This is a genomic window from Embleya sp. NPDC059213 (genome assembly GCF_042754445.1).
Lineage (GTDB): Bacteria > Actinomycetota > Actinomycetes > Streptomycetales > Streptomycetaceae > Embleya.
Map to the genome: position 1 here is coordinate 1 of NZ_JBHZAV010000092.1, position 26,413 is coordinate 26,413.

28 protein-coding genes are annotated in these 26,413 nt (G+C 71.5%); 12 read left to right on the forward strand and 16 right to left on the reverse strand.

What is annotated here, in order from left to right; translation table 11 throughout:
* Positions 1–17 precede the first annotated feature (17 nt).
* Positions 18–374 (reverse strand): peptidase inhibitor family I36 protein, encoded by a 357-nt coding sequence (locus ACFXMF_RS28830; protein ID WP_360319683.1) that lies wholly within the window; start codon positions 372–374, stop codon positions 18–20.
* A gap of 358 nt (positions 375–732) precedes the next feature.
* Here ACFXMF_RS28830 and ACFXMF_RS28835 point away from each other — a divergent pair, with 358 nt between their 5' ends.
* Positions 733–990: a hypothetical protein gene (locus ACFXMF_RS28835; RefSeq protein ID WP_379988717.1), complete on the forward strand. Its 258-nt coding sequence runs from the start codon at positions 733–735 to the stop codon at positions 988–990.
* 77 nt (positions 991–1,067) lie between these two features.
* Here the strand turns inward: ACFXMF_RS28835 and ACFXMF_RS28840 are convergent, their stop codons facing one another.
* Together ACFXMF_RS28840 and ACFXMF_RS28845 are read right to left on the reverse strand one after the other, a co-directional pair.
* Entirely contained in the window at positions 1,068–1,163 is a 96-nt protein-coding gene (locus ACFXMF_RS28840) for a DUF397 domain-containing protein (protein ID WP_379988719.1), read from the reverse strand.
* Complete coding sequence (locus tag ACFXMF_RS28845; protein WP_379988705.1) at positions 1,124–2,122, reverse strand: DUF5753 domain-containing protein; 999 nt, start codon at positions 2,120–2,122, stop codon at positions 1,124–1,126. The genes ACFXMF_RS28840 and ACFXMF_RS28845 overlap by 40 nt, the downstream gene beginning before the upstream one ends.
* A 242-nt stretch (positions 2,123–2,364) precedes the next feature.
* On the opposite strand from ACFXMF_RS28845, the gene ACFXMF_RS28850 reads away from it, so the two are divergent.
* Positions 2,365–3,921: a carboxylesterase/lipase family protein gene (locus ACFXMF_RS28850; RefSeq protein WP_379988707.1), complete on the forward strand. Its 1,557-nt coding sequence runs from the start codon at positions 2,365–2,367 to the stop codon at positions 3,919–3,921.
* A gap of 171 nt (positions 3,922–4,092) precedes the next feature.
* Here ACFXMF_RS28850 and ACFXMF_RS28855 read toward each other — a convergent pair whose 3' ends face one another.
* The gene (locus tag ACFXMF_RS28855; protein WP_379988708.1) at positions 4,093–5,481 is read right to left on the reverse strand and encodes a DHA2 family efflux MFS transporter permease subunit; all 1,389 of its coding nucleotides are present in this window, start codon (positions 5,479–5,481) and stop codon (positions 4,093–4,095) included.
* A 124-nt stretch (positions 5,482–5,605) separates the two neighbouring features.
* Between ACFXMF_RS28855 and ACFXMF_RS28860 the strand changes: the two genes are divergently transcribed.
* Entirely contained in the window at positions 5,606–6,127 is a 522-nt protein-coding gene (locus ACFXMF_RS28860; protein ID WP_360319673.1) for a MarR family winged helix-turn-helix transcriptional regulator, read from the forward strand.
* A 7-nt stretch (positions 6,128–6,134) separates the two neighbouring features.
* Here the strand turns inward: ACFXMF_RS28860 and ACFXMF_RS28865 are convergent, their stop codons facing one another.
* Both ACFXMF_RS28865 and ACFXMF_RS28870 read right to left on the reverse strand, forming a co-directional pair.
* Entirely contained in the window at positions 6,135–10,022 is a 3,888-nt protein-coding gene (locus ACFXMF_RS28865; RefSeq protein ID WP_379988710.1) for a hypothetical protein, read from the reverse strand.
* A 35-nt stretch (positions 10,023–10,057) separates the two neighbouring features.
* On the reverse strand, positions 10,058–10,471 hold the full coding sequence (locus tag ACFXMF_RS28870; protein WP_379988712.1) for a hypothetical protein: 414 nt from the start codon (positions 10,469–10,471) through the stop codon (positions 10,058–10,060).
* A 191-nt stretch (positions 10,472–10,662) separates the two neighbouring features.
* Here ACFXMF_RS28870 and ACFXMF_RS28875 point away from each other — a divergent pair, with 191 nt between their 5' ends.
* Together ACFXMF_RS28875 and ACFXMF_RS28880 are read left to right on the forward strand one after the other, a co-directional pair.
* Positions 10,663–11,058 carry a PPOX class F420-dependent oxidoreductase gene (locus tag ACFXMF_RS28875; protein ID WP_360319667.1) on the forward strand — a complete coding sequence of 132 codons (396 nt, stop codon included), beginning with the start codon at positions 10,663–10,665 and terminating at the stop codon, positions 11,056–11,058.
* Positions 11,059–11,192: 134 nt separating this feature from the next.
* Positions 11,193–11,564: a VOC family protein gene (locus tag ACFXMF_RS28880; protein ID WP_360319665.1), complete on the forward strand. Its 372-nt coding sequence runs from the start codon at positions 11,193–11,195 to the stop codon at positions 11,562–11,564.
* Between the two features lie 20 nt (positions 11,565–11,584).
* On the opposite strand, the gene ACFXMF_RS28885 is transcribed toward ACFXMF_RS28880, so the two are convergent.
* The 4 genes from ACFXMF_RS28885 to ACFXMF_RS28900 all read right to left on the reverse strand — a co-directional run bounded on the left by ACFXMF_RS28885 (position 11,585) and on the right by ACFXMF_RS28900 (position 15,684).
* Entirely contained in the window at positions 11,585–12,727 is a 1,143-nt protein-coding gene (locus ACFXMF_RS28885; protein WP_360319663.1) for an FAD-dependent monooxygenase, read from the reverse strand.
* Positions 12,728–12,793: 66 nt separating this feature from the next.
* The gene (locus ACFXMF_RS28890; protein ID WP_379988713.1) at positions 12,794–14,218 is read right to left on the reverse strand and encodes a hypothetical protein; all 1,425 of its coding nucleotides are present in this window, start codon (positions 14,216–14,218) and stop codon (positions 12,794–12,796) included.
* Between the two features lie 51 nt (positions 14,219–14,269).
* Entirely contained in the window at positions 14,270–14,776 is a 507-nt protein-coding gene (locus tag ACFXMF_RS28895; RefSeq protein ID WP_360319659.1) for an ATP-binding protein, read from the reverse strand.
* A complete protein-coding gene (locus ACFXMF_RS28900; RefSeq protein WP_360319657.1) occupies positions 14,773–15,684 on the reverse strand; it encodes an MEDS domain-containing protein in 912 nt (303 codons plus the stop codon). Before ACFXMF_RS28900 ends, ACFXMF_RS28895 begins: the two co-directional genes overlap by 4 nt.
* A gap of 428 nt (positions 15,685–16,112) precedes the next feature.
* On the opposite strand from ACFXMF_RS28900, the gene ACFXMF_RS28905 reads away from it, so the two are divergent.
* Positions 16,113–18,329, forward strand: coding sequence for an SDR family oxidoreductase (locus ACFXMF_RS28905; RefSeq protein WP_379988715.1), 2,217 nt, complete (start codon positions 16,113–16,115; stop codon positions 18,327–18,329).
* 111 nt (positions 18,330–18,440) lie between these two features.
* Here the strand turns inward: ACFXMF_RS28905 and ACFXMF_RS28910 are convergent, their stop codons facing one another.
* Positions 18,441–18,872, reverse strand: coding sequence for an EboA domain-containing protein (locus tag ACFXMF_RS28910; protein ID WP_360319653.1), 432 nt, complete (start codon positions 18,870–18,872; stop codon positions 18,441–18,443).
* A gap of 328 nt (positions 18,873–19,200) precedes the next feature.
* Between ACFXMF_RS28910 and ACFXMF_RS28915 the strand changes: the two genes are divergently transcribed.
* Positions 19,201–19,635: an SRPBCC domain-containing protein gene (locus tag ACFXMF_RS28915; protein ID WP_360319651.1), complete on the forward strand. Its 435-nt coding sequence runs from the start codon at positions 19,201–19,203 to the stop codon at positions 19,633–19,635.
* A 57-nt stretch (positions 19,636–19,692) separates the two neighbouring features.
* On the opposite strand, the gene ACFXMF_RS28920 is transcribed toward ACFXMF_RS28915, so the two are convergent.
* Positions 19,693–19,983, reverse strand: a complete 291-nt coding sequence (locus tag ACFXMF_RS28920) for a VOC family protein (protein ID WP_379988716.1) — start codon at positions 19,981–19,983, stop codon at positions 19,693–19,695.
* Positions 19,984–20,160: 177 nt separating this feature from the next.
* On the opposite strand from ACFXMF_RS28920, the gene ACFXMF_RS28925 reads away from it, so the two are divergent.
* The 4 genes from ACFXMF_RS28925 (at position 20,161) to ACFXMF_RS28940 (ending at position 23,246) form a co-directional block, all read left to right on the forward strand.
* The gene (locus ACFXMF_RS28925) at positions 20,161–20,316 is read left to right on the forward strand and encodes a hypothetical protein (RefSeq protein ID WP_360319647.1); all 156 of its coding nucleotides are present in this window, start codon (positions 20,161–20,163) and stop codon (positions 20,314–20,316) included.
* 266 nt (positions 20,317–20,582) lie between these two features.
* On the forward strand, positions 20,583–21,131 hold the full coding sequence (locus tag ACFXMF_RS28930) for a hypothetical protein (protein WP_379990441.1): 549 nt from the start codon (positions 20,583–20,585) through the stop codon (positions 21,129–21,131).
* 73 nt (positions 21,132–21,204) lie between these two features.
* Positions 21,205–22,548 (forward strand): histidine kinase, encoded by a 1,344-nt coding sequence (locus ACFXMF_RS28935; RefSeq protein WP_360319643.1) that lies wholly within the window; start codon positions 21,205–21,207, stop codon positions 22,546–22,548.
* Complete coding sequence (locus ACFXMF_RS28940; protein WP_360319641.1) at positions 22,545–23,246, forward strand: response regulator transcription factor; 702 nt, start codon at positions 22,545–22,547, stop codon at positions 23,244–23,246. The genes ACFXMF_RS28935 and ACFXMF_RS28940 overlap by 4 nt, the downstream gene beginning before the upstream one ends.
* Before the next feature lie 44 nt (positions 23,247–23,290).
* On the opposite strand, the gene ACFXMF_RS28945 is transcribed toward ACFXMF_RS28940, so the two are convergent.
* Positions 23,291–24,223: a sigma-70 family RNA polymerase sigma factor gene (locus tag ACFXMF_RS28945; protein WP_379990440.1), complete on the reverse strand. Its 933-nt coding sequence runs from the start codon at positions 24,221–24,223 to the stop codon at positions 23,291–23,293.
* Positions 24,224–24,461: 238 nt separating this feature from the next.
* On the opposite strand from ACFXMF_RS28945, the gene ACFXMF_RS28950 reads away from it, so the two are divergent.
* Positions 24,462–25,079: a hypothetical protein gene (locus ACFXMF_RS28950; protein WP_360319637.1), complete on the forward strand. Its 618-nt coding sequence runs from the start codon at positions 24,462–24,464 to the stop codon at positions 25,077–25,079.
* Between the two features lie 39 nt (positions 25,080–25,118).
* Here ACFXMF_RS28950 and ACFXMF_RS28955 read toward each other — a convergent pair whose 3' ends face one another.
* The 3 genes from ACFXMF_RS28955 to ACFXMF_RS28965 form a co-directional block, all read right to left on the reverse strand.
* Positions 25,119–25,367, reverse strand: coding sequence for a hypothetical protein (locus ACFXMF_RS28955; protein ID WP_360319635.1), 249 nt, complete (start codon positions 25,365–25,367; stop codon positions 25,119–25,121).
* The gene (locus tag ACFXMF_RS28960) at positions 25,364–25,696 is read right to left on the reverse strand and encodes a DUF6247 family protein (protein WP_379990439.1); all 333 of its coding nucleotides are present in this window, start codon (positions 25,694–25,696) and stop codon (positions 25,364–25,366) included. Before ACFXMF_RS28960 ends, ACFXMF_RS28955 begins: the two co-directional genes overlap by 4 nt.
* Positions 25,697–25,900: 204 nt before the next feature.
* Positions 25,901–26,410, reverse strand: a complete 510-nt coding sequence (locus ACFXMF_RS28965) for a hypothetical protein (RefSeq protein ID WP_379990438.1) — start codon at positions 26,408–26,410, stop codon at positions 25,901–25,903.
* Positions 26,411–26,413: the final 3 nt, after the last annotated feature.

Below are 26,413 nucleotides of genomic sequence, written 5' to 3' on the forward strand. Positions count from 1 at the left end.
GCGCCGACACGGAGTCCTCAGCAGGCACCCGGCCCGACACCGTCGATCCGCCCGCCGAAGTCACCGAGGTACTTCGAGCGCCAGTCGCCGTTGAACACGTCGCGCTTCTCCACCGGGCTCCAGTCGACGAAACACGCCCTGGTGCTCGCGACGGCCGAGCCGACATGGTCGTGGAAGGCCGGCGGCATATCGCGATAGCCGCTACGCGCGGTCCACTCCCACGTGTTGCCGTGGAAGCCCTCCCCGGTCCAGAAACACACCGAACCGTCGTTGCACGACGGCGGCGCGGCCGGCGCCGCACTCGCACTCGTCACCGGCAGCAACAGGGCGGTCAACGACAGGGCGGCGCCGAGCGCCAAGGTACGCGTACGCATGGGCTTCTCCACGATCGAAACGGCGACGGCCAATCCGCCGCGACGCCGCCATGCTGCTGACCCCGAACCCGAACCCGCCATCCTTCCCGGTTGTTACCACTCGATCGGGGACATGCCGTCCCCATCCGGCCCAGCGGCCCACAGACCTGGTCGCCGCGTGAATCATGCCGCTACGCTGCGCCGGTGACTTTCCCCCTCGCCCACCCACGACCGACCCCCAGGGCACCTTCGAGCCACCCCGGCCGCTGACCTGGCGCCCGTCGTGTACCGCATCACCCCGCACGACCCGGCCGAAGCAGCTCCCCACCGCCGCATTCGCCACAACTGCCACGAAAGCCTCGCAGCCGCGTACTCCGCAGTGCACCACGAACCCACGCCACCGAAGTCCCCCGGTTCTCCCAAGCGCGCCTGGACCCCCTACATGTTCTACTCCCGGGACAACCGCGAACGCGTCAAGCGTGCGAACCCGGACGCCTCGTTCACCACCATCGGAAGAATCCTCGGCACCGAGTGGTCGAACCTGTCCGCAAAGGCCCAGGAGCCCTACGTGCGGCAGGCCGAAGACGACCGATTGCGCTACGAGGCAGACAAGGCACGCTACGACGCGAAGCAGTAGGGCGTACCGAGGCCGGCTTCCGGAGTCGGCCCCGGCACGCCTTCGACGGCAACCGACGTGGAGATTCCCAACTGGGCTCAGGGTTGACGAAGTTGGGCGATGAGAGATGCCCAGGCCGAGTGAGCCACGGGTATCACTGGGGATCGGGGTACTTTGCTGTCCCGGATGCCCAGGGCAGCGCCGATGACCGCAACTTCGACGCAATCGTCATTTCCGGTGTAGCCGGACTTGATCCTACGAGGTTCGCGCTGAACTCGATCGATCCGCAAAGCTCCTGTTGCCAGCCCGCGATGGCGCTGTGGGAAGCCATCTGGGACAGCGCGGACGTATGCAGGCGATCGAACGTTGCTCCGAAGTGCTCGACGTCATCGGGCCTGTCGATCAGAAGTGAACCGGCGAATTGTTCCAACCAGGCGGCGTATCGACCTCGCTGCGGCTCCAGGATCAAGCACGGTGTGGATGCCGTGAATTGCGCCCCGGACGGAAGGACTTGCACCCTGACGTGCGGATGTTCCGAAACAACCTGCATAAGGTGGTCGAGTTGACCGGCCAGGATCTCCGGACTTCCCACCGGCTGGTACAGAGCACTCTCGGCAATGATGAACCAGGCGGGTCGACCGCCACGAAAGAGTCGTTGCGCCCTCTCCATCCGCAGTTGTTGTCTCTCGCGGGCCTCCGCCATGGACAGGGCGGGATCGTGCATGAGGATGATCGCGAGGGCGTAGTCCGCAGTTTGGAGTTGCCCCGGAATGAACATCGTCTGATAGCAGCGGACGGTCGCCGTCCCGGCCTCCAACCGCATCAACCGATGGAGGCGTTCAGGCCCGTCCGTAATGAAGGTGCGCCAGGCTCGACCCATCGGCTCTTCGCACGCCGCATCGGTGGCGGAAAATCCGAGCGCACTCAGCGGCCTCCCGAAGAAGTCCTCCAGCACCCGTTGATAGTCCGGCGTCGGAAACGGCGGATCCGCGCTCTCCCACCGCCGGACCTGACGCACGCTCACCGCCAGCCGCATGCCCATCGCGAGGGCGTGTTCCTCGAACGCGTCGGCGAAGCCGGCCTGGGAGTGCAGGCCGAGGGTGCGTCGTGCGGTCACCAGCTTGGAGTTGGCTCCGAGCGGTCGTGTGGGCATGGCATCTCCGGTTGGTCCATCCCCACGCGCCGGCCCCGGTGTTCGCGCATGCAGGGATCGCAATGTGGCGAATTCGCCTGTACACACGGTAGCGATTCGGACACATCACACGTAGTCATTCGGCCAAGGTCCGCAGACGGCGCCCTGACCGCCGTGCAGTTCGGGCATTCCGGTGACGACCCGCGTGCGTTCGGTGAGACGCTGCCACTGCGTGCAGGAACCGACACCCAGGGAGACGACGCGTGCCGAACGACGACACCCTCGAAGTGCCGACCACCTACGGCCCGGTCTCCGGCCTGCTCGCCGACGACGGCACGGCCCGCTTCCTGGGCATCCCGTACGCCGCGCCGCCCACCGGGGTCAACCGCTTCGCCGCGCCGGTCGCCCCCGAGGTCTGGCGCGACCCGCTGCCGGCCCACGACTTCGGTCCGACCGCCCCCGGGCCGAACGACAGCCCGCTCGACGAAATGCTCGGCGGCAAGGACCCGATCCCCGGAGACGGCTGGCTCAACCTCAACGTATGGACCCAGGCGCACGCCCCGGCCGTCCGCCGACCGGTCCTGGTCTGGATCCACGGCGGCGCCTTCGTGCGCGGTGCCTCGGCCGGAACCGCCTACGACGGCGCGACGTTCGCCGCGCAGGGCGTCGTGTGCGTATCCATCAACTACCGCCTCGGCGTCGAGGGGTTCGGCTACATCGCCGACGCGCCCGCCCCGGCCAATCGCGGGTTGCTCGACCAGATCTTCGCGCTGGAGTGGGTGCGGGACAACATCGCCGGGTTCGGCGGTGACCCGGACGACGTCACGGTGGCGGGCGAGTCGGCCGGCGCGATGAGCATCCTGGCCCTGCTCTCGACCGGCCGCCGCGATTTGTTCCACCGGGCCGTCGTGCAGAGCGGCAACGCGCACGTGGCCCAGACCCGTGAGGACGCCGCCCTCGTCGTCGACGCGATCGCGGCGGACCTGCGGGTGGAAGCCTCCTTCGCCGGACTGTCCCGCGTGTCGCCCACCCGCATCGTCGGCGCGCAGACCCGGGTGCACAACGACATCGTGGCGAACGCGGATGCGGCGAAGTACGGCCACAGCACCATCCAGACCTGCGGCATGTCGCTGGTACCGGTGATCGACGGCACGCTGTTGCACCGCCGCCCCATCGACGCCATCGCCGCCGGGGCGGGCGCGGACATCCCGCTGCTGATCGGCAGCAATGTCGAGGAGAACCGCCACTTCGTCCCGCTCACCGCAACGAGCGTGCCGCCCGAGGACTGGCAGAAGCGGCTCACCGACTACGGCGTGCCGGACAGCGCCGCCATGTACGACCGGTACGCGACCGGCGCTCCGATCCCCTACCCCCGCGACACCGCCCCCGCCGTCTTCGCCGCGGTGATGACCGATCGACTCTTCCGGATTCCCACCTACCGGATCGCCGAGGCCCGGGCCCAGGCCCCCGCCACCACCCACGTATACGAGTTCGGCTGGCGCACGCCGAAGATCCGCGACGAGAACGGCCCGCTCCTCGGCGCCTGCCACATCTCCGAGATCCCCTTCGCCTGGCACTCCCTCGATGCCTCCGGCGTGGACGCCCTCGTGGTCGACGCACCCTCGAGCCTGGCCGACGAAATGCACCGCCGCTGGGCGGAGTTCATCCGCACCGGCTCCCTCACCGACTGGCCCGCGTACGACACCACCCAGCGCCCGGTACTCACCTTCCACCGAGACAACGAGCCGTCGAACGAGATCGTCCTCGACCCCCGCGGCCCCGAACGCCACCTGTGGGAAGGCTCCCTCGACCCCGAGTGAGATCGGCCGACGCACCCGATCACCGGATGTCCCATCCGGAGGAACTCCTGCTCACCAACGCGGCGGCGGCGGCCGATTGGCCGGTGTGGCCCGCCGCCGACCGGGTCGGCCCCTCCTCCTCGCGGTCGGTCCGCGCCGGGTGGCGTGGTCGTGCCCGGTTCCGTGTCGAGGTCAGCCACCGTCGGTTTCCTTCCGAGGCAGGAACAAGGCAGGGATCAAGGCGATCAGGGTCGCGCCGACGAGCCACCGGAACGGTTCGGCGAAGGCCGCGTCCGGTGCCGACCGGGAGCCCTGGGCGGCCAGGACGGCGGTGGCCACCGCGACGCCCAGGGCGCCGCCGACTTGGAGCAGGATCCGGCTGAGGCTGCTCGCGTTCGGGATCTGGGCGCGATCCAGTTTGTGATAGACGGCGCCGAGGAGCGCCACGGTGGCCACCCCGATGCCGGCGCCCCGGACCAGGAGGGCGGCCACCAGCAGCTTGTGGTCGTGCGCTCCGGCCGGGGTGAACGGGAGCGTGCCGACGATCGCGCCGCCGAGGCCGACCAGTACCACCGACCCGGCCGCCGCCTCCGGGGCCAGGCGATCGAGCGCCGATCTGCCCACCAGAGCCCCCGCCCCTTGCACCGCGAGCATCAACCCCGCGCCGAGCACGGACAGGTGCAACACGCGCAGGCAGTACAGCGGCAACAGCACCAGGCCGCCGTAGAAATACGCGCCGGCCAACAGCAGCGACGCTCCCGTCGCGGCGAACGTCGGCTCGGCGAACAGCCGCACGTCCACGACCTCGTCGTGGGATCCGTACCGCGCACGGACGGTGAACACCATCGCGAGCACCACGCCGGCGGGGATCGCCACCCACGCGGCCACGCCCGGTCGTCCGACCTGCGACAGACCGTAGACGAGCACGGCCAACGCGCCGGACAACAACAGCAGACCGAACGGGTCGAACGGCAACCCGCGTTCGGCGGCCCGACGCGGGATCCCACGCCAGGCGAGCACGAGGGCGACCAGACACAAGGGCACGTTGACGAAGAAGATCCAACGCCAGTTCGCGTGATCGAGCACCAGGCCGCCCAGCAGCGGTCCCAGCACCGGCGCGACGACGGCGGGCACCCCGATGGCCGCCATCGCCCGACGCGCCTGTCCCTGCCCCGCCGAGCGCACCAGCAGGGTTTGCAGCACGGGCATGGACATCCCGCCACCGATGCCCTGGACGACGCGGAAGGCGACCAGGCTCGGCGCGCTCCAGGCCAGCCCGCACAATACGGAGCCGACCAGGAACACCACGAGCGCGGCGATCCACACCTGCGCGTCGCCGAACCGGGCAACCGCCCAGCGGGTGGCGGGAATGGCGATCGCCGCCGCGATCGCGTACCCGGTGACCACCCACTGGATCGTGGTCACCGGGACGGCGAACTCGCGGGCGATGTCGTCCAGCGCCACGTTGACGATGGTCGTGTCCACCAGCGGAAGCACCGCGCCGAACAGCAGGACGACGACGAGTCTGCGTGTATCGCTCGCCAAGGACATCGTCCGCTCGGCCCGCACCTGCTGCGTCATGCCGACCAACCTCCTCAGGGATATGTGCATCAAGCACACGCTTCGCCTATGGCCATAAGCGTGCGCCTCGCACGCACATAACGCTACCCCAATTGCGTGCGGCTCGCACGCTATGATGTGGACCATGGACGAGGACTACGGGCAACGCCTGGAAATCGCACTCGGTGAGCTGCTGCAACGACGCACCCGGCACGGCCTGTACGCGGAACTGGTCGCCGGGATCGGCCGAGGACTCGACATCAGGTCCTATCCCGTCCTGAGCGGCCTGGCCCGCTGCGGCAACCTCACCGCGGTGCAACTGGGCACCGAGATCGGGCTCGACCGCTCCGGCACCAGCCGACACGCCACCCGCCTGGAGGAGGGCGGCCTGCTGGTCCGCCGCCCCGACCCGTACGACGGCCGAGCCACCCTGCTGTGTCTGACCGAGGACGGCGAACGGGTGATCGCCCTCCTGCGCGACCGCCTGGCCGCCATCCTCACCGAACGCCTCGGCACCTGGCCGGCCGCCGAAGCCGAGAGCTTCGTCGCCGGCATGGAACGCTTCGTCCGCGAACAGCGCACCGACCCCGCACCGGACGAGTCGGGCGAGGCCCCCGACACGTCACCCGGGAGCGCCGGTCGCGCTCCGCACCGACCGGGTTCGTGAGCCTCGACTAATCCGGGGACGGTGGACCCGCGACCTCCCGCCAGTGGGCCAGTGACCTGCGGGTGTCCTCGGTCTGCTCGTCGCCCGCACCGAGGTGGGCCTCGCACTCCCCCAGCAGGCGGGTGAGGTCGGCGACGGCGGCGTCGACGTCTCCGGCGGCTCCCCGCCAGTGCGCGAGGGCCCAGCGCGTGTGCAGGGTGTGCGGATGAGTGGGTCCGAGCACCCGCAGTCGGTCGGCGAGCAGTTCGGCCAGACCGGTGACCGCCGCCTCGGGGTCACCGCCCAGTCCGCGTTGGTGCGCCGTGTCGTGGCGTACGCCCATGGTCAGTTCGTGCTCCGGGCCCAGCACCCGCAGGCAATCCGCCAGGAGTTCGGCGAACGCCGACTCGCCCGCCTCCCGGTCCCCGGACGTGAACAACGCGTCCGCGGCGGGCAGGCGCAGCCAGAGCACCTCCGAGGCGTCGGCGCCGAGAACGGATGCGTAGTCGACGACCAACGCGGCCAGCCGCTCGGCCCGTTCGCCGGGAGTGGTGGGGCGTTCGCTGACGATCCGAAGCCTGGGCAGCACCCCCCGCGTGGCCTCGGCGTCCGCACCGGAGGTCTCCAGGAGACCCCGCAACTGCTCCCGGTATGCGGCGAGAGCACCCGCCACGTCGCCGAGGTAGTCGCGGCAGTAGGCGAGTTCGCCCAGCACCTCCAACGTCTGCGGATGGTGCGGGTCACGGACGGCACGGCTGTCCGCCAGCAACGCCTCCGCGTCGGCGGCGGCCGGGACGATGTCACCGGCTTCGACGAGCCACCACACCCGCTGCCGGCGGGCGGCGAGCGTACGATCGTGGGTCACTCCCAACACAACCGCGTATTCGACGGCGAGTTCGGTCCAGAGTTCGAGGGTGGTCGCCGGCTCCCGTTGCTCGCGCGCGAACCCCTCCAGCCCGTCCAGCACGCCGACGGTGTCGGCGTGTTCGACGCCGCGCGCCCGCACCAGATCGGCCAACAATTCCAGGCGCACGGTGTGGGCGCCCGCCGGATCGCCGGTCAGGCCGCGCAGCGCGGCGATGATCAGCGCGGTGTCCAGGGTGTCGGAATGCACCGGGCCCAGTACGCGTACCTGGTCGGCGAGCAACGCCTCCTCCGCCGCCAACGCTTCCACCCGCTCGCCGATCAGCGTCCGGCAGACGGCCGCTTGATGACGGATGCGGAGTGTCTCCTGCGCGTCCGGCCCGGAGTAGCGGATGAACAGGGCGGGAAGCCGCTCGAAGTAGCCGTAGGCAAGTGTGAACTCACCGGACACCTGTAACCGCAGTGCGGCCAACATCAGCGACCGCATGGCGCCCAGGAGTTCCGCCTCGGGAATCGGACTCGACGACAACAGGTCCGAAAGCAACCCGTCCAACACTTCGGCCGCACTCGCCGAATCACCCGCTTGCGTCTGCCAGTGCGCCAACGCGATTCGCGTGGACACGATTTCGGGGTCGGTCGGATCGAATACCCGCGATCTGATCGCCACGAGTTCGGTGAACGCGGCCACCGCGTGGGCATGGTCGCCCGCCACACCTCGCCACCAGGCGAGGTTGTGCCGGGCGACCAGGACGCTGGATGCCTCCGGGCCACCGATCGGGGCGGCCGTCTCGACCAGCCGGGTCAGGATCTCGACGGCCTTGTCCACGTCTGCGACCTCGCCGTATCGCGTCGCGACATTGCCGATCGTATTGACCACGTTGAACAGATCGGCGGTGGCATGACGCCAGTGCCGAAGCCCGTCCTCGAGCAGTTCCCAACCGGCGGCGAGGGCCCCCGCCAGGTCGCCTGCGGTGTAGCGGGCAAGCAGCATCTTCGAGAAGACGTTCACGTACTCGTGCGTCGAGAACCGGTCCCAGTGCGCGACGGGCGCCATCGCGCCGACGATCTTCGCGTACTGCTCCGCCGCATCGGCCGGCGCGCCCGAATCAAGCAACGCGTCCGCCAGCTTCAGCCGCATCTCACTTGTCTTCGAGTGGTGTTCACCCCGCACTCGCGACATGTCGGCGACCAGTGGGCGCAGGTACTCCACGGCAGCCGGAAAGTCGTCGAGTTCCATGTACCAGGCGGCAAGGCCCCATCGCATCTCCAGCACGGTGGAGTTGTCGGGGCCGAGCGCCTTCGTCGCATCCTCCACCAAGGCGGGAAGGGTACGCACGGCCTGAGCCGCTCCCTCACCCGCTTCGGCCTGCCAACGCAGGACCTCCAGCCGGCAGTTCAGGGTATTGGGATCATCCGGACCGAGAATGCGCGCACAATCGACGGCGAGCTCGCCGTACATGCGTTCGGCCTGCTCCGCCTCGCCGACCCATCCGGTCAACCCGGCCATGTCCCGCCGAACGGAAAGAGTTTCCCGGTGATCGGGCCCGAACAACCGAATTCGAGTCGCGAGCACCTCGGCCATCGCCTCGGCCACCCCGTGCACGTCACCGCCCAGGCAACGGAATCTGATGTGGTGTTGCCGAAGGTCCAGGCTGGTCTCGTGCTCCGCGCCCGACAACCGCACCGCGTCCGCGTGCAGCCGATCGTAGACTTCGGCCACCCACAAGGGATTCGGCGACCAGTTCCGTCCCCGTGCATACAACACCTGGTCGACCAGCGCGTGGACCTTGCCGATCAGCAGGGTGTGACCGTGCTGCGCCACCAGTGTCTCGGCATTGGCCATCACCAGCCGAACGAGTCGGTGGTCGTCCTCCGTCTCGGGCCAGGTCGCGCGCAGGGCATCGGCTGCGGCCCTGCCGACGCGCCCGAGTGCCGGCGGGTCCAGGGCTTCGCGGGCGGCACGCTGCACCAGCGCGTGCACTCGCACGAGGCCGTCGGCCACCGTGACCAGGCTCAGCCGACGCAGGTTGTGCAAAGCGTCGTCGGCGTCCTCCGCCGAGGCGGTCGACGTTTCGGGGCCGTTCGTGAACAGCGCGCGGGCCGCGTCGCAGCGCAGTACCTCCACCGGTATCGCGTTCGGATCCAGCACACCGATCAGCTCGAGCAGCGGCCGGGCCAGACCCACCGGGGCCAGTCGGTCGGCGGCCTCGATCGACAGTGACCAGGTCGTGGCGACGGTCAGGCTGTAGTCGTCCGGCATCATCTCCACGTCGGGGTCCGGGACCAGATCCACCAGACGCCGCCGCCGGTCGGCGAACCGCTTGCGATAGTCGGCGCACGATACGTCCCGGTCCAGGATGTACGCCGCCGCCTGGGACAGCGCGAGCGGCAGGTGACCCAGGTCCTCGGCCAACAACTCGGCGTCGCCGAGCAGCCGTTCGTCCTCGTCGAACTTGCGTCGCAGATAGCCGAGCGACTCCTCGGGCGTGAACTGGTCGACGTCGTACACCCGTCGGCCGCGCAGCAGCGCCGAGTCCCGGCGCCGCGTGGTGACCACGGTGCGACCCAGGGGGTGGCCGGGCGGCCAGAGTCGAGCCAGGTCGCGCGGGACCTGGAGGTCGTCCAGCACGATCAACCAGCGGGCCCCGCGCGGCTCGGCGAGCCAGTCGAGGAATCGGGCGGCGCCCTGTTCGGGGTCGTCGTCCTCGATGCCGGTGACATCGGCTCCCGCTCGGGCGTATCCGGTGACGATCGCGTCGCGTGAGTTCGCGGTGATCCACACCAGCAGGTCGACGTCGGCCGATTCCCAAGCACTGTGGGCGAGTCCGGCCGCGATCTGGGTCTTGCCCGCTCCGCCGAGGCCGGTCACCACCAGGCACGGCGACGCGGCTCCGGGCGTGGTCGGCTCGGCCGGCCGCGTGCGTTCCAGCCAACAGTCGGCCAGGGGCGGGAGTGTGCCCACCCGATGCGGAAACGGCACCGGATGCCGCCCGTTGATCACGACCGGGGCGTGGAAGGTCCCGGCCGGGCCGAACACCGTGGTTCCCGGCACTTCCGTGCCGGGAACCTCTCCGAACGCGCCCGGTGTTACCCCGCGTCCGGCGTCGGCGGGGGGACGGGCGGCTGCCCGTAGCTGATTGTCACGGGGGCGGTGAAAGTGCCGGCGGCGCCGTAGTTGGTCTGCACCGTCACCGTGTACACACCTGCTCGCGCTCCTTCCGGGTCGAGCAGACCCAGCAGCCCACGCGCGGCGGTCAGCACCTCCTCGTCGGTGTCCGCGCCGGCGGCCACCAGTTCGGGGCCGAGCTGCGCGGCCAATTCGTCGGGATCGTCACCGGCGGCCTCCAGCGCCTGCCGGACCCGGTCACCGGACCCGAACCTGGCCAGGAGCATGCCCCTCAACCCGGTATAGGCGTCCCTGATCGCGTTGCCGGCGGTGTCGCTGACGCCCGCCCCGGCCCCCGCAGCCAATGCGGCCAGGATCAATTCCAAGCCCGTCACGGTGCCCCTCCCCAGGATCGTGATGCGGCCTCGATCCTTGCACCGGACGGCGGCGCCGGCACCTCGTTCGAGGATGTTCGTCCCGTCGTGCGTCTTGACATCAAGTCCACTTGAACTTCTAGGTTCGACACAGGACCTCGGGACCCCGGGATCTCCGGGGGGGCGGCGAACAAGGACGGAGCGCGGCGGACATGGCGACGTACAGCGAGATCGAACGGGCGTACCTGCTCGGGCAGGACCTGGGGCGGCTGGCGACGGTGGGCCCGGACGGCGAGCCGCAGGTGCGGCCGGTCGGCTTTCGGCTCAACGAGGACGGGACCGTCGACATCGGCGGGCCCAAGCTGAGCGCGAGCCGAAAGTGGCGCAACGCCGAGCAGAATCCGGCCGTGGCGTTCGTCGTGGACGACATGACGCCGGACGAGCCGGGGGCGTACAAGCCGGGTTGGGGGCGCGGGGTGGAGATCCGCGGCCGGGCCGAGTTGTTGCGCGACCACGAACCGCCGTTCGCGGTCGGGTTCTTCAGCAACGAGGTGCTGCGCATCCACCCGGATCGGGTGATCGGCTGGAACCTGGAGGACGGCTCCTGACCCGGCCGGACAGGCACTGCCTCGGGCCCGCCCGGCCGAACGCGCCCGCGACCGGCCGCGGGCGCTCGACACGCCGACGGACCGACACCCCCGACTGTCCGGGTGATGTCGGTCCGCCCGCCTACGCTGCCCCGATGAGGATCAACCGCGTCGTTCCCAGCGTCTCCGCCACCGAACTCGGCCCCAATCGCGACTTCTACCAGGACTTCCTCGGCTTCGAGCCGGCCATGGACGAGCCCGGGTTCGTGCTGTTCCGCTCGCCGAACAACCCGACCGCGCAACTCATCGTGGTCACCGAGGACTGCGACTGGGACGCCCAGTCCGGCCGCACGGCGATGTCGATCGAGGTCGAGGACGTCGACGCGGCCCACGCCCGGGCACTCGATCGGGGCTACGAGGTCGTCTACCCGATCACCGACGAACCGTGGGGCGTACGCCGCTTCTTCGTCCGCGATCCCAACGGCAACGTGCTCAACATCAACATGCACATCGCCCACCGGGACTGACCCACCCCCGGCCCATCCGCTCAGCGAGCGCCGATCGACGCCCCCAGCGCGTGCCCGCCGAAGCCGTCGTCGGCGTGCTGGGCCGCCCACCAGTCGACCATGTGATCCGGCGTCATGGCAGCCCAGTCCGGGGTGTTCTCGACCATCGCGTAACCCATCGCCCGGGCCACCCGGACCAGGTCCGCGCCCGCCGGGTGGCGCTCCGCCTGGTAGCGCGCCAGCACCTCGTCCCACGAACCGTCCCGACCCACCTCCCGGCACGCCGTCTCGAAGGCCACCGCGTCCTGGATGCCCTTGACCGCACCGCTGGCCACATGCGGGCGGGCGATCGCCGCCGCGTCGCCGGCGACCAGCGCCCGACCACTGGTGTAGGCGTCCACCACCAGGTCGTTGATCGGCTGGATCAACGTCTCGCTCTCGGGCGTGGCCGTCACCAGGTCGGCCCAGAACGGCGGGAAGTACTTGCGAGCCAGCTCCAGCAGCGCCGGCCGCGGGTTGTCGGTACCGCCCACGGAGCTGTACAGACCCCACGACATGCGATCGCCCGCGCTGCCCGGTATGCGGTACATCACGCCCTGGCCGTTGGGTATGCAGATCGAGATCAGGTGATCGATCGGCTCGTGCTCCCACGCACAACTCCCGCGCCACATCGTGTAACCCGCGTATTGCGGCACGGCGGCCGGGAACAACGCGCCACGCACCGCGGAGCCGTATCCGTCCGCGCCGACCACCACGTCGTAGTACTCGCGGGTGCCGTCCGGCAACACCACCTCGCCGTCCGCGCCCAGGGTGACCGGCGTGCCGCCGCGATAGTCGACCTCGGCCGGCACCCGGCGCCGCAACCCCTGCCACAACTGGCCCCAGTTGTACATCCGGAACGCGGCCGACTGGTCCCAGACCAGTCGTCCTCGCGGCGAACCTCCGTCATCGAGGAGCCATTTGCGCCCCACCACGTTGCGCCACGGGGTGCTGTCGTCGATATAGCCGGCGGCCTCCAGTTCCACGTAGCGATCCACGTGCAACGCGATACCCACGCCCCGGTCGGCGAGTTCGCCGGTGGTGCGCTCGTACACGGTGACCTCGGCCCCGCCACGCGCCGCCGCCAACGCGAAGGCGCAGCCCGTGATGCTTCCGCCGACCACGGCGACCCTGCCTACCGGCATGCCATCTCCCCTTGTCCGCATCCGACTTCGTACGGATGTCCGAACGCGCGTGCGTCCGGAAGGACCCTACGGGATGTCGGCGACGATACGATCACGGACAACGACCAGTTGGGCTCGCCGGGTTTCGTCGAATCGGATCTCCGCCTCGGCCGTGCTGTCGTTCACCGGAAGTCGACGCCGATCCTCGATCAGCGCGGTCAGCCGCGGCAACGCGCCGACCGCCCGCCGGCCCATGTCCGCAAGCACCGGCAGCGCGTGTTCCCCCACGTACCGATCTCCGGCGACAGCGGACAACTCGGCGACGAGCCGGTCGCCGATCCCGGCGTCCAGGGCACCCCGATGACGCCAAACGACCCCCGCCAACTCGTACTTGAGCACCGTTTCGTGCTCGAACAGCGCCATCGCCTGCCGACCCTGCCGCTCCGTCAACCCACCACACGCCATCAGCCCGACCAGCGCCCGCCCCACGCGACGCCGATGCGTCACCGCCTCGATCGGCTGCTCCGCCAACCACGCGTCCACCTCGGTGCGCCCGCCGGGCGGCCGGCGCGCGGCGAAGACCGCGTCCAGGTCCGGCACGGCCTCGATCGGTGCCGGCGCAGCCGGTTCGCCCGTCGGCACCGGCCCGCCCCCTTCCGCCGCCCACAGGTCGACCGCCGCCCGCCACAGTTCGTCCGACAACCGCAACACGCGCAGGGTCTCCGCGCGCAGCTCCGGGTCGGTACCGGCCGCGACCTCGGCCAACGCGGGCAGCAGTTCGACCGGTGCGGTCCGCCACAACCGGATCACCGCCGACGCCATGTCCAGGCCGACCCGGCGCACGTGCGGGTCCTCGTCGGCGAGCAACCGCCGCACGATCTCCTGGCACTCGTCCTCGTAATCGTGGCGGGCCAGCCGCCACGCCCAGGCCGAACCCCAGTTGCGGGCGCCGGGCCCACCCCGGCGCACGGCCGCCGGCAGATCGGCCGAGATCGCCTCGTTCAGCGCCTGGAGCCACGCCCACGGCAGGCCCTCCACGGGCAACATCCCCAGCGCCGCCACCACGCGCACCGCCGGATCGCCGTCCTCCAGCAGCCTCGTGAACGTTTCGTCGAAGGTGCCGGCCCGCGCGTGCAGGGCCGTCACGGCGGCCAGTCGCACATCCGGATCGGCCAGGTCGGGCAACCGCGCGGACACCGTCTCGGCATCCCGCGTCGCCACGAACAACGTCGCCGCCGCGACCCGCACACTCGGCTCCCGATCCACCAGGTACGCCTCGGCGTGCTCGCCGACGACCGGCCAGGTCTGCCCGAACTCGGCCAGTTCACAAAGCAGTTCGATGGCAGCCACGCGCGTCCGGAGCGCTTCGGCGTCGGTGAGTTCGAGCAGCAGCCGGGTCACCGGTCCGTCCCGATCGGCGCGCACCGCCTCGAAGATCGCCGTACGCTCCGGACCGGGCGTGGCCGCCGCGCCCGAGACCACGGCCCGGGCGATCTCCCCTTGATTCGTCATCCGCCCGACGGTGTCACACCCGGGCGTCCGGCGCTGCGATGCCGGCCGCCGTCAGGGGCGTTCCGCCCCCGCCTCGGCGTTGCCGCAGGTCTGTTCGTCCTGCGGCAGCCGGGGCGCGGGGTCCGGGGCGGCCAGGTGCATCGTCATCCGGACCACCACGCCCTCCGCGCACTCGGCCACCTCGACCTCGTCGCACAACGCCCGGGCGATCCACAGGCCGCGGCCGGGTGTCTCGTGTTTGTCGGTCAGCCGCGGGAAGGTTCGCCGTCGGCAGCCGTTGTGCTCGTCACTACTCGCGTGGATCTCACACACCACCCGCCCGGTGCGCGGCACGCAGCGCAGCAGGGCCGGCTTCGAGCCGGCGGTGACCGCGCACGCGGCGATCTCGTGCACCGCCAGGACCAGACAGTCGGGCCGGTCGTCGGCCAGGCCGACCGCGTCGGCGTGCCGGCGCACCACCGCGCGCACCAGGCACAGGTCCGAAGCACCGAACGGCAACACCTCCACCGGGCCGCCACCGGTACGGGCTCGGGCGCGATCGTGCTTCGGGCCGGTCACTGCGTTCCCCCACTCCGCTCCCCGGACGGACGGTCCCCGTCCACGATCAAGCCACCCGCGCCGCTCCAGCCGAGCAGGTCGAGCACCTTGCGTACGGCCGGCCCGGCGGCACGCAGCACCAGCCGCCGGTGCGGGGCCAGCGCGCCCGCGGTCCGGTACAGGGATTCCATCGCGCCCAGGTCGGCGAACTCCAGCGCGGACAGGTCGACCACCAGGTCGTGTCCCGACTGCGCGAGGGCCGCCCGACGCAGCGCCTCCTCCAACAGGGCGTGGGTGGCCACGTCGGCCTCGCCGATCAGCCGCAGGCCCAGGGTGGTGTCGGTGACCTGGAGGCTGGGCGGCCGAGCGTGCCCGGTGCCCGCGACGATCGGGTGCAGTCGTTCCTGGGCGTCGACCTGGACGGAGCTGAACTCGCGCGGGTCGTACAGGCAAAAGCCCATCGCCCGGCGGCCGGGCAGACCCAGTCCCGCGAGCCGTTCGAACTCGTGCAGGTCGTCGTATGCGACACCGCCCGCCCGGCCCCATGTCATGTCACCGCAGACCCGCAGGCCCCGAAAGCCGTCCGCGAGTGCCTGGTCCACCGCCGCGAAGAACGTCTCGGCCATCCCCTCGGGCGAGAACTCGCCTTCCCACAGCGGCGTTCGGCCGACATCGACGACCACGAGCGAGCCGTCCGCCTCGCGTTCGGCCGGCCACGCGGGCCCTTCGGACAGCGTACTCATCAGCCAGGTCCGGTCGCGCCGACCGAGCAGACACAGCACCCGATCGTCGGCGGACAAACCGTCCCGAACATAGCTGTGCACCGCGAGCCGAACGATCTCGTCGTCCGCCGACACGAAGCAGCAGTGGCTTCCGTACGCCATCGATCCCACCGCGGCCACGGTGGCCCCGGCCTGGGAAGTGTCCATCTACGCATGCCCCCTGGTCCTGGCGCGCTCGGGCAGACCCGGGCGCTCGTCCCGCTCCAGACCGTAGACCCCCCGGGTGCCGCCACCGAGCGAAAACAGTCAAGAAAGCTTCTTTCGGGGGTATCGGCCGGCCGGCCGAGGCACAATCGTTGGTTCCCGGTCACCACCTTGGCCGGCCGCGAGCCGGCCTGCGCTCGCCCTCGATCGCGAACCCGATCGGGTGACGCCGACATCGGTTGGCCCAATACCGTCCGGGTGCCGACCGTTCGGCGACTAGCGTCCTGACGAAACCCACTCGTCCCAGGGAAGACCTCGACCACGCATGCCCCGGCGCAGCGCGCCATCGGCCCGACTCGCCGCGTATCGACCCGGTCGACATGACGCCCCGTCCGGCCATCTGGAAGAAACTGCAAGGAGCTTGCTGATCCATGCGCGTCGCCATCACCGGAGCCACCGGATTTCTCGGCCTCCATCTGCTCCGCGAATTGCTCGACCGACACCGCACGATCACCGTGTTGTCCCATGCCGGCTCCTGCGGCGCGCTCGACCGGATTCGGGCCTTTCTGGAAGTCATCGCCGCTCCCGACGAGTTGGTGCGGCGGCTCCCCGAGCGGCTGCGGATCGTCGAGACCGATCTGACGCTGCCTCGGCTGGGCCTGCCCCGGGCGGACTTCGCCACGCTGGCCGACTCGCTCGACGCGATCTGGCACTGCGCCGGTGATCGCCGGGTCGACGCCGGCGCGGCCGAGTTGCGTGCGGTCAACGTCGAAGGCACCCGGCATCTGCTGGAGTTGGCCGAGATCGGCCGACGCCGGCCGCGTGTGTTGCACATCAGCACCGCGTATGTGGCCGGTGCCCGGCGCGAGGGCACGGTGAAGGAGGAACTGCGCGACGACGCGGGTGGTTTCGAGAACGACTACGAACGGTCCAGGTACGAGGCCGAGGTGCTGGTCCGGGACTGGGCGGCCCGATCGGGTCGGGCGGCGATGATCCTGCGGCCGACCACGCTGGTCTCCGATCGGCCGGGCGTGCCGGGAAATGCCCTGCGCTACCTGGTCGAACGCGCCGAGGCGACCGGCGGTTGTGCGGCGCTGGGCTGGGCGGCGCGGTTGCCGCGGCGGCTGCGGCCGGTGTTGCGACTGACCTCGGCGCCGGAGGGCCGGCTCAACTTCGTGCCGGTGCACGAGGCCGCGCGGGTGATGACCAGGCTGGCCGACGTCGCCGGGTCCGGCGGTGTGGACGTCTACCATGTGCGGCATCCGCAGGACGTGCCGATCGAGGTCGTTCGCGAGGTGTTGGCCGAATTCCTGCCGGTCCGGCTGCGGTTCGTCGCCGAACCGCCCACCCGGCCGACCGGCGTGGAGCGGCTCGCGGAGGCGCACGCGGCGTTCACGCCGTATCTGACGCACCGTCGCAGCTATGACGACTCGGGCGTACGGGCGCTGCTGGGCGAGCCGCGTTCGGCCGTCGGGGTCGATCGCGACTACCTGGTGGACTGCGTTCGGCCCGGTCACAGCGGCCGGCGGGGCGGCGCGCTCCCGCACCCGGAGCAGGGTCGGCAGGATCGGGTCGGTTCGGTCGAACTCGGTTGCGTGCTGCGCTTTCGCGGGCTCGCGCCGACCGTCGAGGATCTGCGCGAGGCGGTGGCGGCGCGGTTGTGGCGGGTGCCCACGCTGGCGTACCGCACGGACGGCGGCTATCGCCGACGCGGCCCGCTGGATCCGGCCCGGCACGTACACGCGCAGGCGGCCGGGCCGGGGCGGCTCGACGCGGCCGTGGACGACGCGTTGGCGGCTCGGCTGCCGCGGGACCGGCCGTTGTGGGAGGCCCGCCTGGTGCACGGCCACGCGCGCGACGAATGGGCGGTGATCGTCAAGGCGCACCCCGCGCTGCTGGACGGCGCGTCGGTGGTCGAGGTGGGTCGGCGGCTGTTCGGCGTGGAGCCGATCGACGCCGCGCCGACGCACCGGCCGGCGGTCGGTGATCCCGGGGTGCGGGCCCGGGTGCGACCTCCGGTGCCGCCGGCCGGCCGGCCGTTCGCGACGCGGGGCCTGACCGGCACGCGGCGGCTGGCCTGGTTGGCGCTGGACGCCAGGCGGCTGCGTGCGGCGTGGGCCGACCCGGACGAGTTGTTCCTGACCGCGCTCGCGGGCGCGCTGCGGGACGACGCGGGCGTCCCGTGGCGGCGCGGGCCGCGACCGGTCTGGGCCCTGGTGCCGACTTCCTGCGGCGATTCGCACCACCCGGAGCCGGGAGCCCATGCCCGCCCCGCGCGGGTGCGGCTGCCGTGCGACCAGGCGGATCCGGCCCGACGGCTGACCCTGGTCACGGAGGCGATCCGGGCGGCGCGCCCGGCTGCCGGCGCACGTTGGCGGTTGCGGGCGGCGACCTCGCCGTGGCAGGTGGATCTGGCGGCGGGGCCGATCCACCGCTGGTTGCGCCGGCCGTACGCGTTCCGCGGGTCGCCGTTGATCGGCGCGGTCCCCTTCGGCGGCCTGCCCCGAGGTATGCCGTTCGGGATGTTCCTGGCCACCTTCGAGGACAGCCTGTACGTGAGTGCCGTGGCCGACACCGGCCTGCCCTCGGAGTTCGCCGAGTCGCTGTGCGCGTCGTGGACGACGGCGCTGGACGAACTCACCGCCTGAGCCCGGACGAGAGGGCCACCGGGCGGCCTGGGATCGGGCCGGGTCGGCCACCCAGGGGTGGGTGGGGGGGTGGCCGACGTCGGTGGTCGGAACGGTGTCGAGCGTGTTCGGTCAGGCCCTGGTCGGGTCGGTCGGGGGGACGGCTGCGGCGAAGTGGGCGGCGGCGATCAGGTGGGGGTCGCCGGTGCGCAGGGCGTCCTCGACCAGGGCGGTGGCCAGTGCCGGATCCTGTCGGGTCACCGCGAGGTAGGGCAACGCGCGCAGCACGGCCCGGCGTTCGTGCGCGTCGCCGCGCCAGTACAGGGTGCGCAGGTGGGCGGACAGGTCGCCCTCGGGCGTGCGGTCGGCCAGTTCGGCCAGCGCCAACACGCGTGCGGCGTCGTCGCAGGTCCAGCCGGGCAGCCCGATCAGCGGGGCTCGGCCACAGGCGCGGCCGGCGGCGGCGAAGGCGGTGAAGTCGGCGAGTGTGGGCCAGTCCTGGCTGCCCGGTTTGGCGGACGCGGTGAACGCGCTTCGCAGAGCTGCGATCGGCGGGTGGGGCATGGGCGGATTCCTCCCGATGGCCGGCGATGCGGAGTACGCACCTGTGGCTGTGCGTTCCCCATCCCCGGTGATCGCCAATCGACGAATCGCCGGTGGGCGGGGTGGGCGACCACCGGCAGACGCACCGAGCCGATCTCTTATTTCCGGCAAATGAGTTCAATTGCCTACAAAAGATCCCCTCGGGGTTCGGCACCGTCCACACTCCGACGGCACTTTCCGGCCGCGGCGGCGCGCACGGCGCACCGACGGCGCAAACTTGACCTTCAGCGGACCTTTCGCGAACCGTTGGCGGGCTGACGTGGGCGTTCGCGAGATCTACCGTTGATGCATGGTCCGTGAACCGCTCGTCGAGGTCAGTGTCGTGATCGCCGCGCCTGCCGAGGCGGTCTGGCGCGCCCTCGTGGACGCGGACACGCGCGCGTCGTGGTGGAGCTACCTGGATCTGGACGCGCGGGTGCACGGTCGGCTGTCCGAGCGCTGGAGCGGGGCGAACGGCGAGGCCCGCCTGACCACCGGCCGCGTCGAGGCGCTCGACCCGTGTCGGATGTTGCGGTTCACCTGGGCCGACGACGACTGGGCGGCGTCCACGACGGTGACCATCGAGCTGACCCGGGCCCGCCCCGGCACCCAGCTCCGGGTCCGCGAGACCGGCTGGAACCGCCTCCCGGACGGCCCGAACCTGGCCGCCGCCCACCGCGACGGCTGGGGCGCCCACGTCGAGGACCTCCGCCGCTTCGCCGAAGCCGCCGGCGGCCCGCGCTGACCGCGCCGACCGCCCGCACAGCACCGACCGCAGTCGATCCGCCGCTTCGCCGACCGATCACCCGGCCCGCACCACGACCTCCACGTGCCGCCCGTCCGGGTCGGTCGACCGGTGCCGGCCCGGCCCGAGCGGCGAGGTCTCCAGGGTCAGGCCGAGCCGCAGATAGCCGGTGAGCCGATCGGGCCGCGCCGGATACAGCTCCACCACGACGCCGTCGGCGAGCGTCGCCGCGTAGTGCTCGGGACCGGTCCCGTGGCGTTCCCGGACCAGGTCGAGACCGAGCGACCCGTAGAAGTCACGGCACGCGCCGAGTCGGGACGTATAGACGACGATCAGATCCAGGGACATGGGCGCCAGTCAAGCACCGGCGCCGCCGACCCGTGGTCGCCGGCGGTCGACATCGGCGTGGGCGGTACTGTGGTGGCGCCGCTCGGAGGACGAACGGCGGAGCGGGCCGTCTGCGGTTCGTGCGACCGGTTCGGCCGGTGGCACGGTCGGACGGCTGCACCACCTTTGGGAGTCATCGTGTTGAACGCCCTCGGCGCCTTCGCCGAACTCACCCCTTTCCTCGTGGTCGCGGTCGGCTTCACCTTCGTGATCCGCGGCATCCTGCGCGCGGACCGACGCGAACGCGAGCACTACGCCAAGAAGGACGCCGAGGCGCACACGCCCTCGTCCTGACCGGCGGACCTCGGCCACCGTCCCGAGGCCCCGAATTCCCGCATCGGCCGAGGCCGCCGGGTCGTCCGCGACCCGGCGGCCTCGTCGTTCCGGCACGCCGACCCCCTACCCCGGTATCACTTCGGGGTTGGCGCCGCGGTGTGATGTCCACCGCCGCCCCGCCTCCTACCTTGGGAAACACGACGCCGTCCCCGGCGCCGAGCACCACACCCGAGTACCGAACAACCCGCGCCGCGTACTCGGGGGCACACCCCAAGGACCTCGCCATGACGCTCACCGCCGCCCGCCCCACCCCCACTCGCTCTCATGCCGGTCGCGTCCCTCGCGCACTGCGCCGATGCGTGCCGAGTTCGCCGCGCGAGGCCGCCCGCCGCTCGGTGTACGCACTGATCGCGCTGCCGCTGGGCCTGCTGAGCATCGGCCTGGTGCTCACCGGTCGGTCCTCCCGCGCGGCCCGACTGCGACTCACGGCGGCCCGGCGCTTTCTGGATTCGGGGCCGGCCGACGCGACCGCCGGGGCCGGCCCGGGTGCGCTGCGGGTGCTCGGCCACAGCCTGCCGGACGCCGCACTGGGCATCCCGACGCTGATCCTGGCCGGCTACGCGTACGGCAACACGCTGCGCAACCTGACCTACCCGATCTGGTACGGCGACACCGACTATCACCACGCGTGGGGCGGGCCGACCCTGGCCGGGGTCTGGGCCGTGCACGCGATCGGCGGGCTCGCCTTCCTCGCGCTGTGCCTGTGTCTGATCAAGGCGCTCACCGACGTGCAGGCCGGGCTCGCCCGCCGCACGTTCGCCTCGCCGGCCTGAACCGGAGGTCGCCGTGCACACCGCCGTCGCCGAGTCCGACCGACCGGCCCACTCCGGCATACCATCACCAACCGTGAAGATCGTTCGACCGTCGACCCTGGTGGCCACGCTGCGCGAGACGGTGTCGCCGGGCTCGGTGGCCGCGCTGCCACCCGGCCGCCGCAGCACCCGGGTATTGTTCGTGCTCGCGTTGGCGGGCGCGGTGGCCGGGTGGCTCGACCTGTACCAGCACTACGACGTATCCGGCGCCGGCGCGACGATCGCCGCCATCGCCCGCGCTGCCCCGATCCTGCTGTGCCGGTATCGCCCGTTGGCCGCCTGGTGGTTGGCGTTGGCCGCGGCGATCGCGACGGCGCTGCCGACCCATCCGGTGTCCGACTCCGAGCCCTGGCCGTGGGCGGTCACCTCGGTGTGGTCCCTGGTCGTGGTGCTGTCGGTGATCGCGCTGCGGGCGCCGCGGCGCGTGTCGGTCGCGTTGTGGCTGATCCTGATCGCGGCCGGTACGGCCCTGGTGTTGTCGCGCGGCCCGGTGCAATTGGACGCGCTGCTGCCGGTGACGATCCTGTCCGCGCTGGCCCCGCTCACCGCCGAGGCGATCGGCGGCCGAAGCGCCGCCCAGCGCCGACTGGTCGTGGTCGAGGAGATCAGCCAGGCCGAGCACGCCCGGCGTACCCTCCTGGAAGAACGCACCAGGATCGCCCGCGAGTTGCACGACGTGGTGGCCCACCACATGTCGGTGATCACCGTGCAGGCGGACAGCGCGCCCTATCGGATCGCCGACCTGCCGCCCGCCGCCGTCGACGAGTTCGCCTCGATCGCGGCCGAGGCGCGCCGTTCGCTCACCGAGATGCGCCGGCTGCTGCACGTGCTGCGCCGGGACACGGACGCCGACACCGAGCACAGCCCGCAACCGGGCCTGGCCGAGCTGCCGGTCCTGATCGAGACCGCGCACCGGGCCGGCCTCGACGCGCACCTGTCCGTCGCAGACACCGTGCCCGCACCCGACCGGGTCCCGGTGGGCGTACAACTGTCCGCGTACCGGCTGGTCCAGGAGTCGCTGAGCAACGTGGTCCGGCACGCCCGGGGCGCCACGGTACGCGTCCACGTGACCGGGGACGCCTCGGCGCTGCGAATCACCGTCGTGAACTCCGCGCCCGAAGCGGCCGAACCCGCGGGGGCTTCGGGAACTCCGGGGGCCGCAAAGGCTCTCGGCCGCCCCGTCGAGCCGCACCTGCAAACGTCCGCCGCGGCGGCCGGCACCGGCCACGGTCTGATCGGCATGCGCGAGCGGGTCGCGATGCTGGCCGGCGAGTTGCACACCGAGGCGCTGCCCGACGGTGGCTTCCTGGTCGCTGCCATGCTTCCCCTACCGCCGGCCGACACCACGCCGGCCCCGACCACCCCCGGAGCGGCATGACCACCGTAGTGATCGCCGACGACCAGGCGATGATCCGCGCCGGCTTCGCCGCGCTGCTCGCCGCCCAACCGGACCTGGAAGTGGTCGGCGAGGCGGCCGACGGCCGCGAGGCCGTGCGGCTGACCCGGGTGGCCCGGCCCGACGTGGTCCTGATGGACGTCCGGATGCCGATCCTGGACGGGCTGGCCGCGACCCGCGAACTGCTCGGCGGACCGGGCGGGTCGGCCCCGGCGCCGAAGGTGTTGATGCTGACCACGTTCGACATCGACGACTACGTCTACGAGGCGCTGCGCGCGGGGGCGAGCGGCTTCCTGCTCAAGGACGCCTCGCCGGCCGACCTGATCGCCGCGGTCCGGATCGTCGCGGCCGGCGACGCGTTGCTCGCGCCCTCGATCACCCGTCGGCTGATCGCCGACTTCGCCCGCAACCGGCCGATCACCCGGGCGAATTCGACCCGCCTGGGCGCCCTCACCCCGCGCGAGACCGAGGTGCTCGGGTTGATCGCCCAGGGCCGCTCCAACAGTGAGATCGCCGCCCATCTCGTGCTCGCCGAGCAGACGGTGAAGACCCATGTGAGCCACATCCTGGGCAGGCTCGACCTGCGCGACCGCGCCCAGGCGGTGGTGTTCGCCTACGAGAGCGGTCTGATCACCCCGGGCACCGCGAACGACGGGAACACCGCGGGGCCGTCGAACTGACCCGACCCACAACGGAGTCGGGCCGTCGACGGCGCCCGGACGGTTCAGTCCGTGGGCAGCCCCAGCAGCCCGCCCAGCTCCGGGTCGATCGGACCGCGCGGCCCCGCCAGCTCCTGGATCTCGGGCCGGGCCAGGCGGGTGGGGTCGGCCAGGATGTTGATCTCGACGATCCGGTCGCCCACGATGGTGAAGTCCATCACCCCGAACGGGTGGCCCCCCGGCGCGTTCAACAGGCCCGGCGCCCCGTTGATCAACACCGGCCGGGCGTACTGCGCGAAGCGGGCGAAGCTCAGCGCCTGCTCGACCACCGCACGGGCGCCGCGGACCAGTTGCGACACACCGATCGGGCCGCCACCGGTGTCGGCGCGGAGCAGGACGTCGGGGTCCAGCAGGTCCAGCAGGGCCTGGAAGTCGCCGCCTCGGGAGGCGGCGAGGAAGGCGTCCACCATCCGGCGCTGCCGGGGCAGGTCCGGCTCGGGTGCGGCCCCCTGGACCTTGCGCCGGGCCCGACTGGCGAGTTGCCGGGTCGCCGCGGTCGACTTGTCCACGATCGGTGCGATGTCGTCGAACGGCATCGCGAACATGTCGTGCAGGACGAAGGCCAATCGTTCGGCGGGCGGGAGCGTGTCCAGCACGACCAGCATCGCCAGCCCGACCGAGTCGGCCAGTACCGCGAGTTCCTCGGGGTCGGCTCCCTCCGCCCGGGAGACGATCGGGTCCGGTACGTGGGTGTCCCACATGTCCTCGCGCCGGGACTTGCGCGAGCGCAGCATGTCCAGACACACCCGGCCGACCACGGTGGTCAACCAGCCGCCGAGGTTGTGCACATCGCCGATGTCGGAGCGGTCCAGCCGCAACCAGGTCTCCTGTACCGCGTCCTCGGCCTCGCTGAACGAGCCGAGCATGCGGTACGCCACCGCCCGCAGGTGGCTCCGGTTCTCCTCGAACCGTTGGGCCAACACGTCGTGCTCCGTCATCGTTCGTTCTCCCGTTCCCGTTCCGGCGGCGCTGTGGCCGACGATTTCCAGACGATATGACACCCGGAATCCACCGTCCCGACGCCCCGCCCACAGCCGGACCGGGCAGGATTGGTCGGTACGCCCGGCCGGCCTCGTCGGTGGTGAGGGACTTCCCGCCGATCCGCGCGCAAAGGTGTCCCCCCGACCGAACCCCTGATTGCATGGACGCGGCAACCGGGAGCAAGGAGGCGAGTACGTGCCCAGGCCACGGCGAAGCGTGTCCGTGCGGCGCGGCGCGGTACCGCCGATCGTCCTCGCCCTGCTCGCCGCCGCCTGCTGCGCGGCCTGCGGCGACACCGCGGCCGCGGCCCCGGATCGCCGGATCACCGGCTATTCCGACGGTGTCGTCTCGGCCACCACCTCGTGGCAGGGCCGGCCGCTCGCCCTGGAGTTGGCCGTGGGGGTCGGCACCAAGCCCGAACCGCCCAGGGTCACCGATCAGCTGCCGCAGGTCGGCACCGCCCCGCAGGGTGCGCGGTTCGTACTGATCGGCCTGTACGCCCGACTACGCCCCCCGGCCGCCGACTCCACCGGCTCGGGCCCGGCGGACTGCACCTTCGGTTACGGCCAAAAGCTCGCCGACGAGGTGGTGCTCCGCCTCCCGGACGGCCGCCGCGTCCCGGTCCTGAACGCCTCCCCGCAGCCGAATCCCTATCTCGCCTCGGTCGAACTCGCGTTCCAGGTACCCCGATCCTTCCGTGCCGGCACGCTCGACCTGACCCCGACCGGCACCCTGCACGCGGTCTGCCCCAGCGGCCCGGCCGACATCCCGCTGACCTTCCCCACCCACCACTTCACTCTCACCACCGACTGAGCCGAACCCACCCGGGTCGCCGCGAACCCCGCACCGCGCTCAGCCGATCCACACCAGGTTGATCACGCTCACCATCACCCGGTTCTCCTGCACGATGTACGTCGCGAAGCCGTGCGCCGCGAACGCCGCCTCCAGGGTGTCCTTGAGACCGCCGCTCATCCGCGCGCCGGCATTCCACGGGTCGTTGCGCAGTCGTCGCTCCAGTTCGGCCCAGGCGCGGCGGGCGGCGGCCGGCAGGGTGCGCCGGATCGCCTCGGCCTCGACGTGATACTCGACCCCATAGTTCACCGGTGCGCCCGGAACAACCGGTCCGTGCGCGGCGTCGGGACGACCCCCGACAGGTCGCCGTCCCGAATCCGTCGGGCCCGTTCCAACACGGCCTCGTAGTCCCCGTTGCGGTGGTGCACGAGCCGCCGCTGCCACGGGATCAGCACGTTCGCGAGCTGGGCCAGATCCCCCGCGTCGCGCGCGTAGTCCAGCGCCCGGCCGTACTCGTCCTCGAACTCCTCCCTTGCCCCGTCCGGCAGTTCGGCCCGCAACTGCCCCGGCGTGGGCCACAGGGCGCCGCCGGTATGGATGGTCACGTCCGGAGTTGATGGATCACGAGGTGCCGTCATGCCTCCAAGCGTCGCACCACGGACCCGCCCGACACCCCGGCACGCCGAAAATCGATCTCCCGGACACCCCGATGGCCCCAGGGTGCGTCGTCGATCCCCGAAGGTCGCCCGGGCAGTTCGCGGCACGGTCGGCCGATCCCGAAGTGGCGCTCTGAGCACGGCGGTTGCCGTTCCGGTCCGGAGCCGACGCACACCCGCGCCCGCTCACATCCCCAGCTTGCGCCACGCCATCCGCAGCGCTTCCAACTCGCGGCGCGGGAACGGCCGCCGCCAGTCGGCGTACCAACCGTCCTCGCCCAGGTCGCCGTCCACCCGGTCGAACCCGCGCAGCACGCTGCGCGCGAGCATCTCGATCGGGTGGCGCGCCTCCCACAACACGTCGCCGGGCCGGGTGCGCACGGACGCGTCGGCGTATTCGACGATCCGGATGTCCACCGCGTCGCCGTCCGGACCCAGGTGCCACAGATAGCCGTTCGGCTCGGCCTCGAACATCACCTTGTGGTCACCCGCCTCGCCGAGCGCGAGCCGGGTGACCGCGCCGATCAGTTCCTCGGGCGCGTAGGTGATGTAGGAGACGAGCAACTGCGCCTCGCCCGAATGGTCGGCGATGGTGCAGTCGGCCCAACCGGAACCCGACAGGGTCCAGGTGAACCACAGCGATGCCTTCATTCCGGACATGTTGCCGGCCTGATCGCCCTGCGGCTCTAGGATCACCGG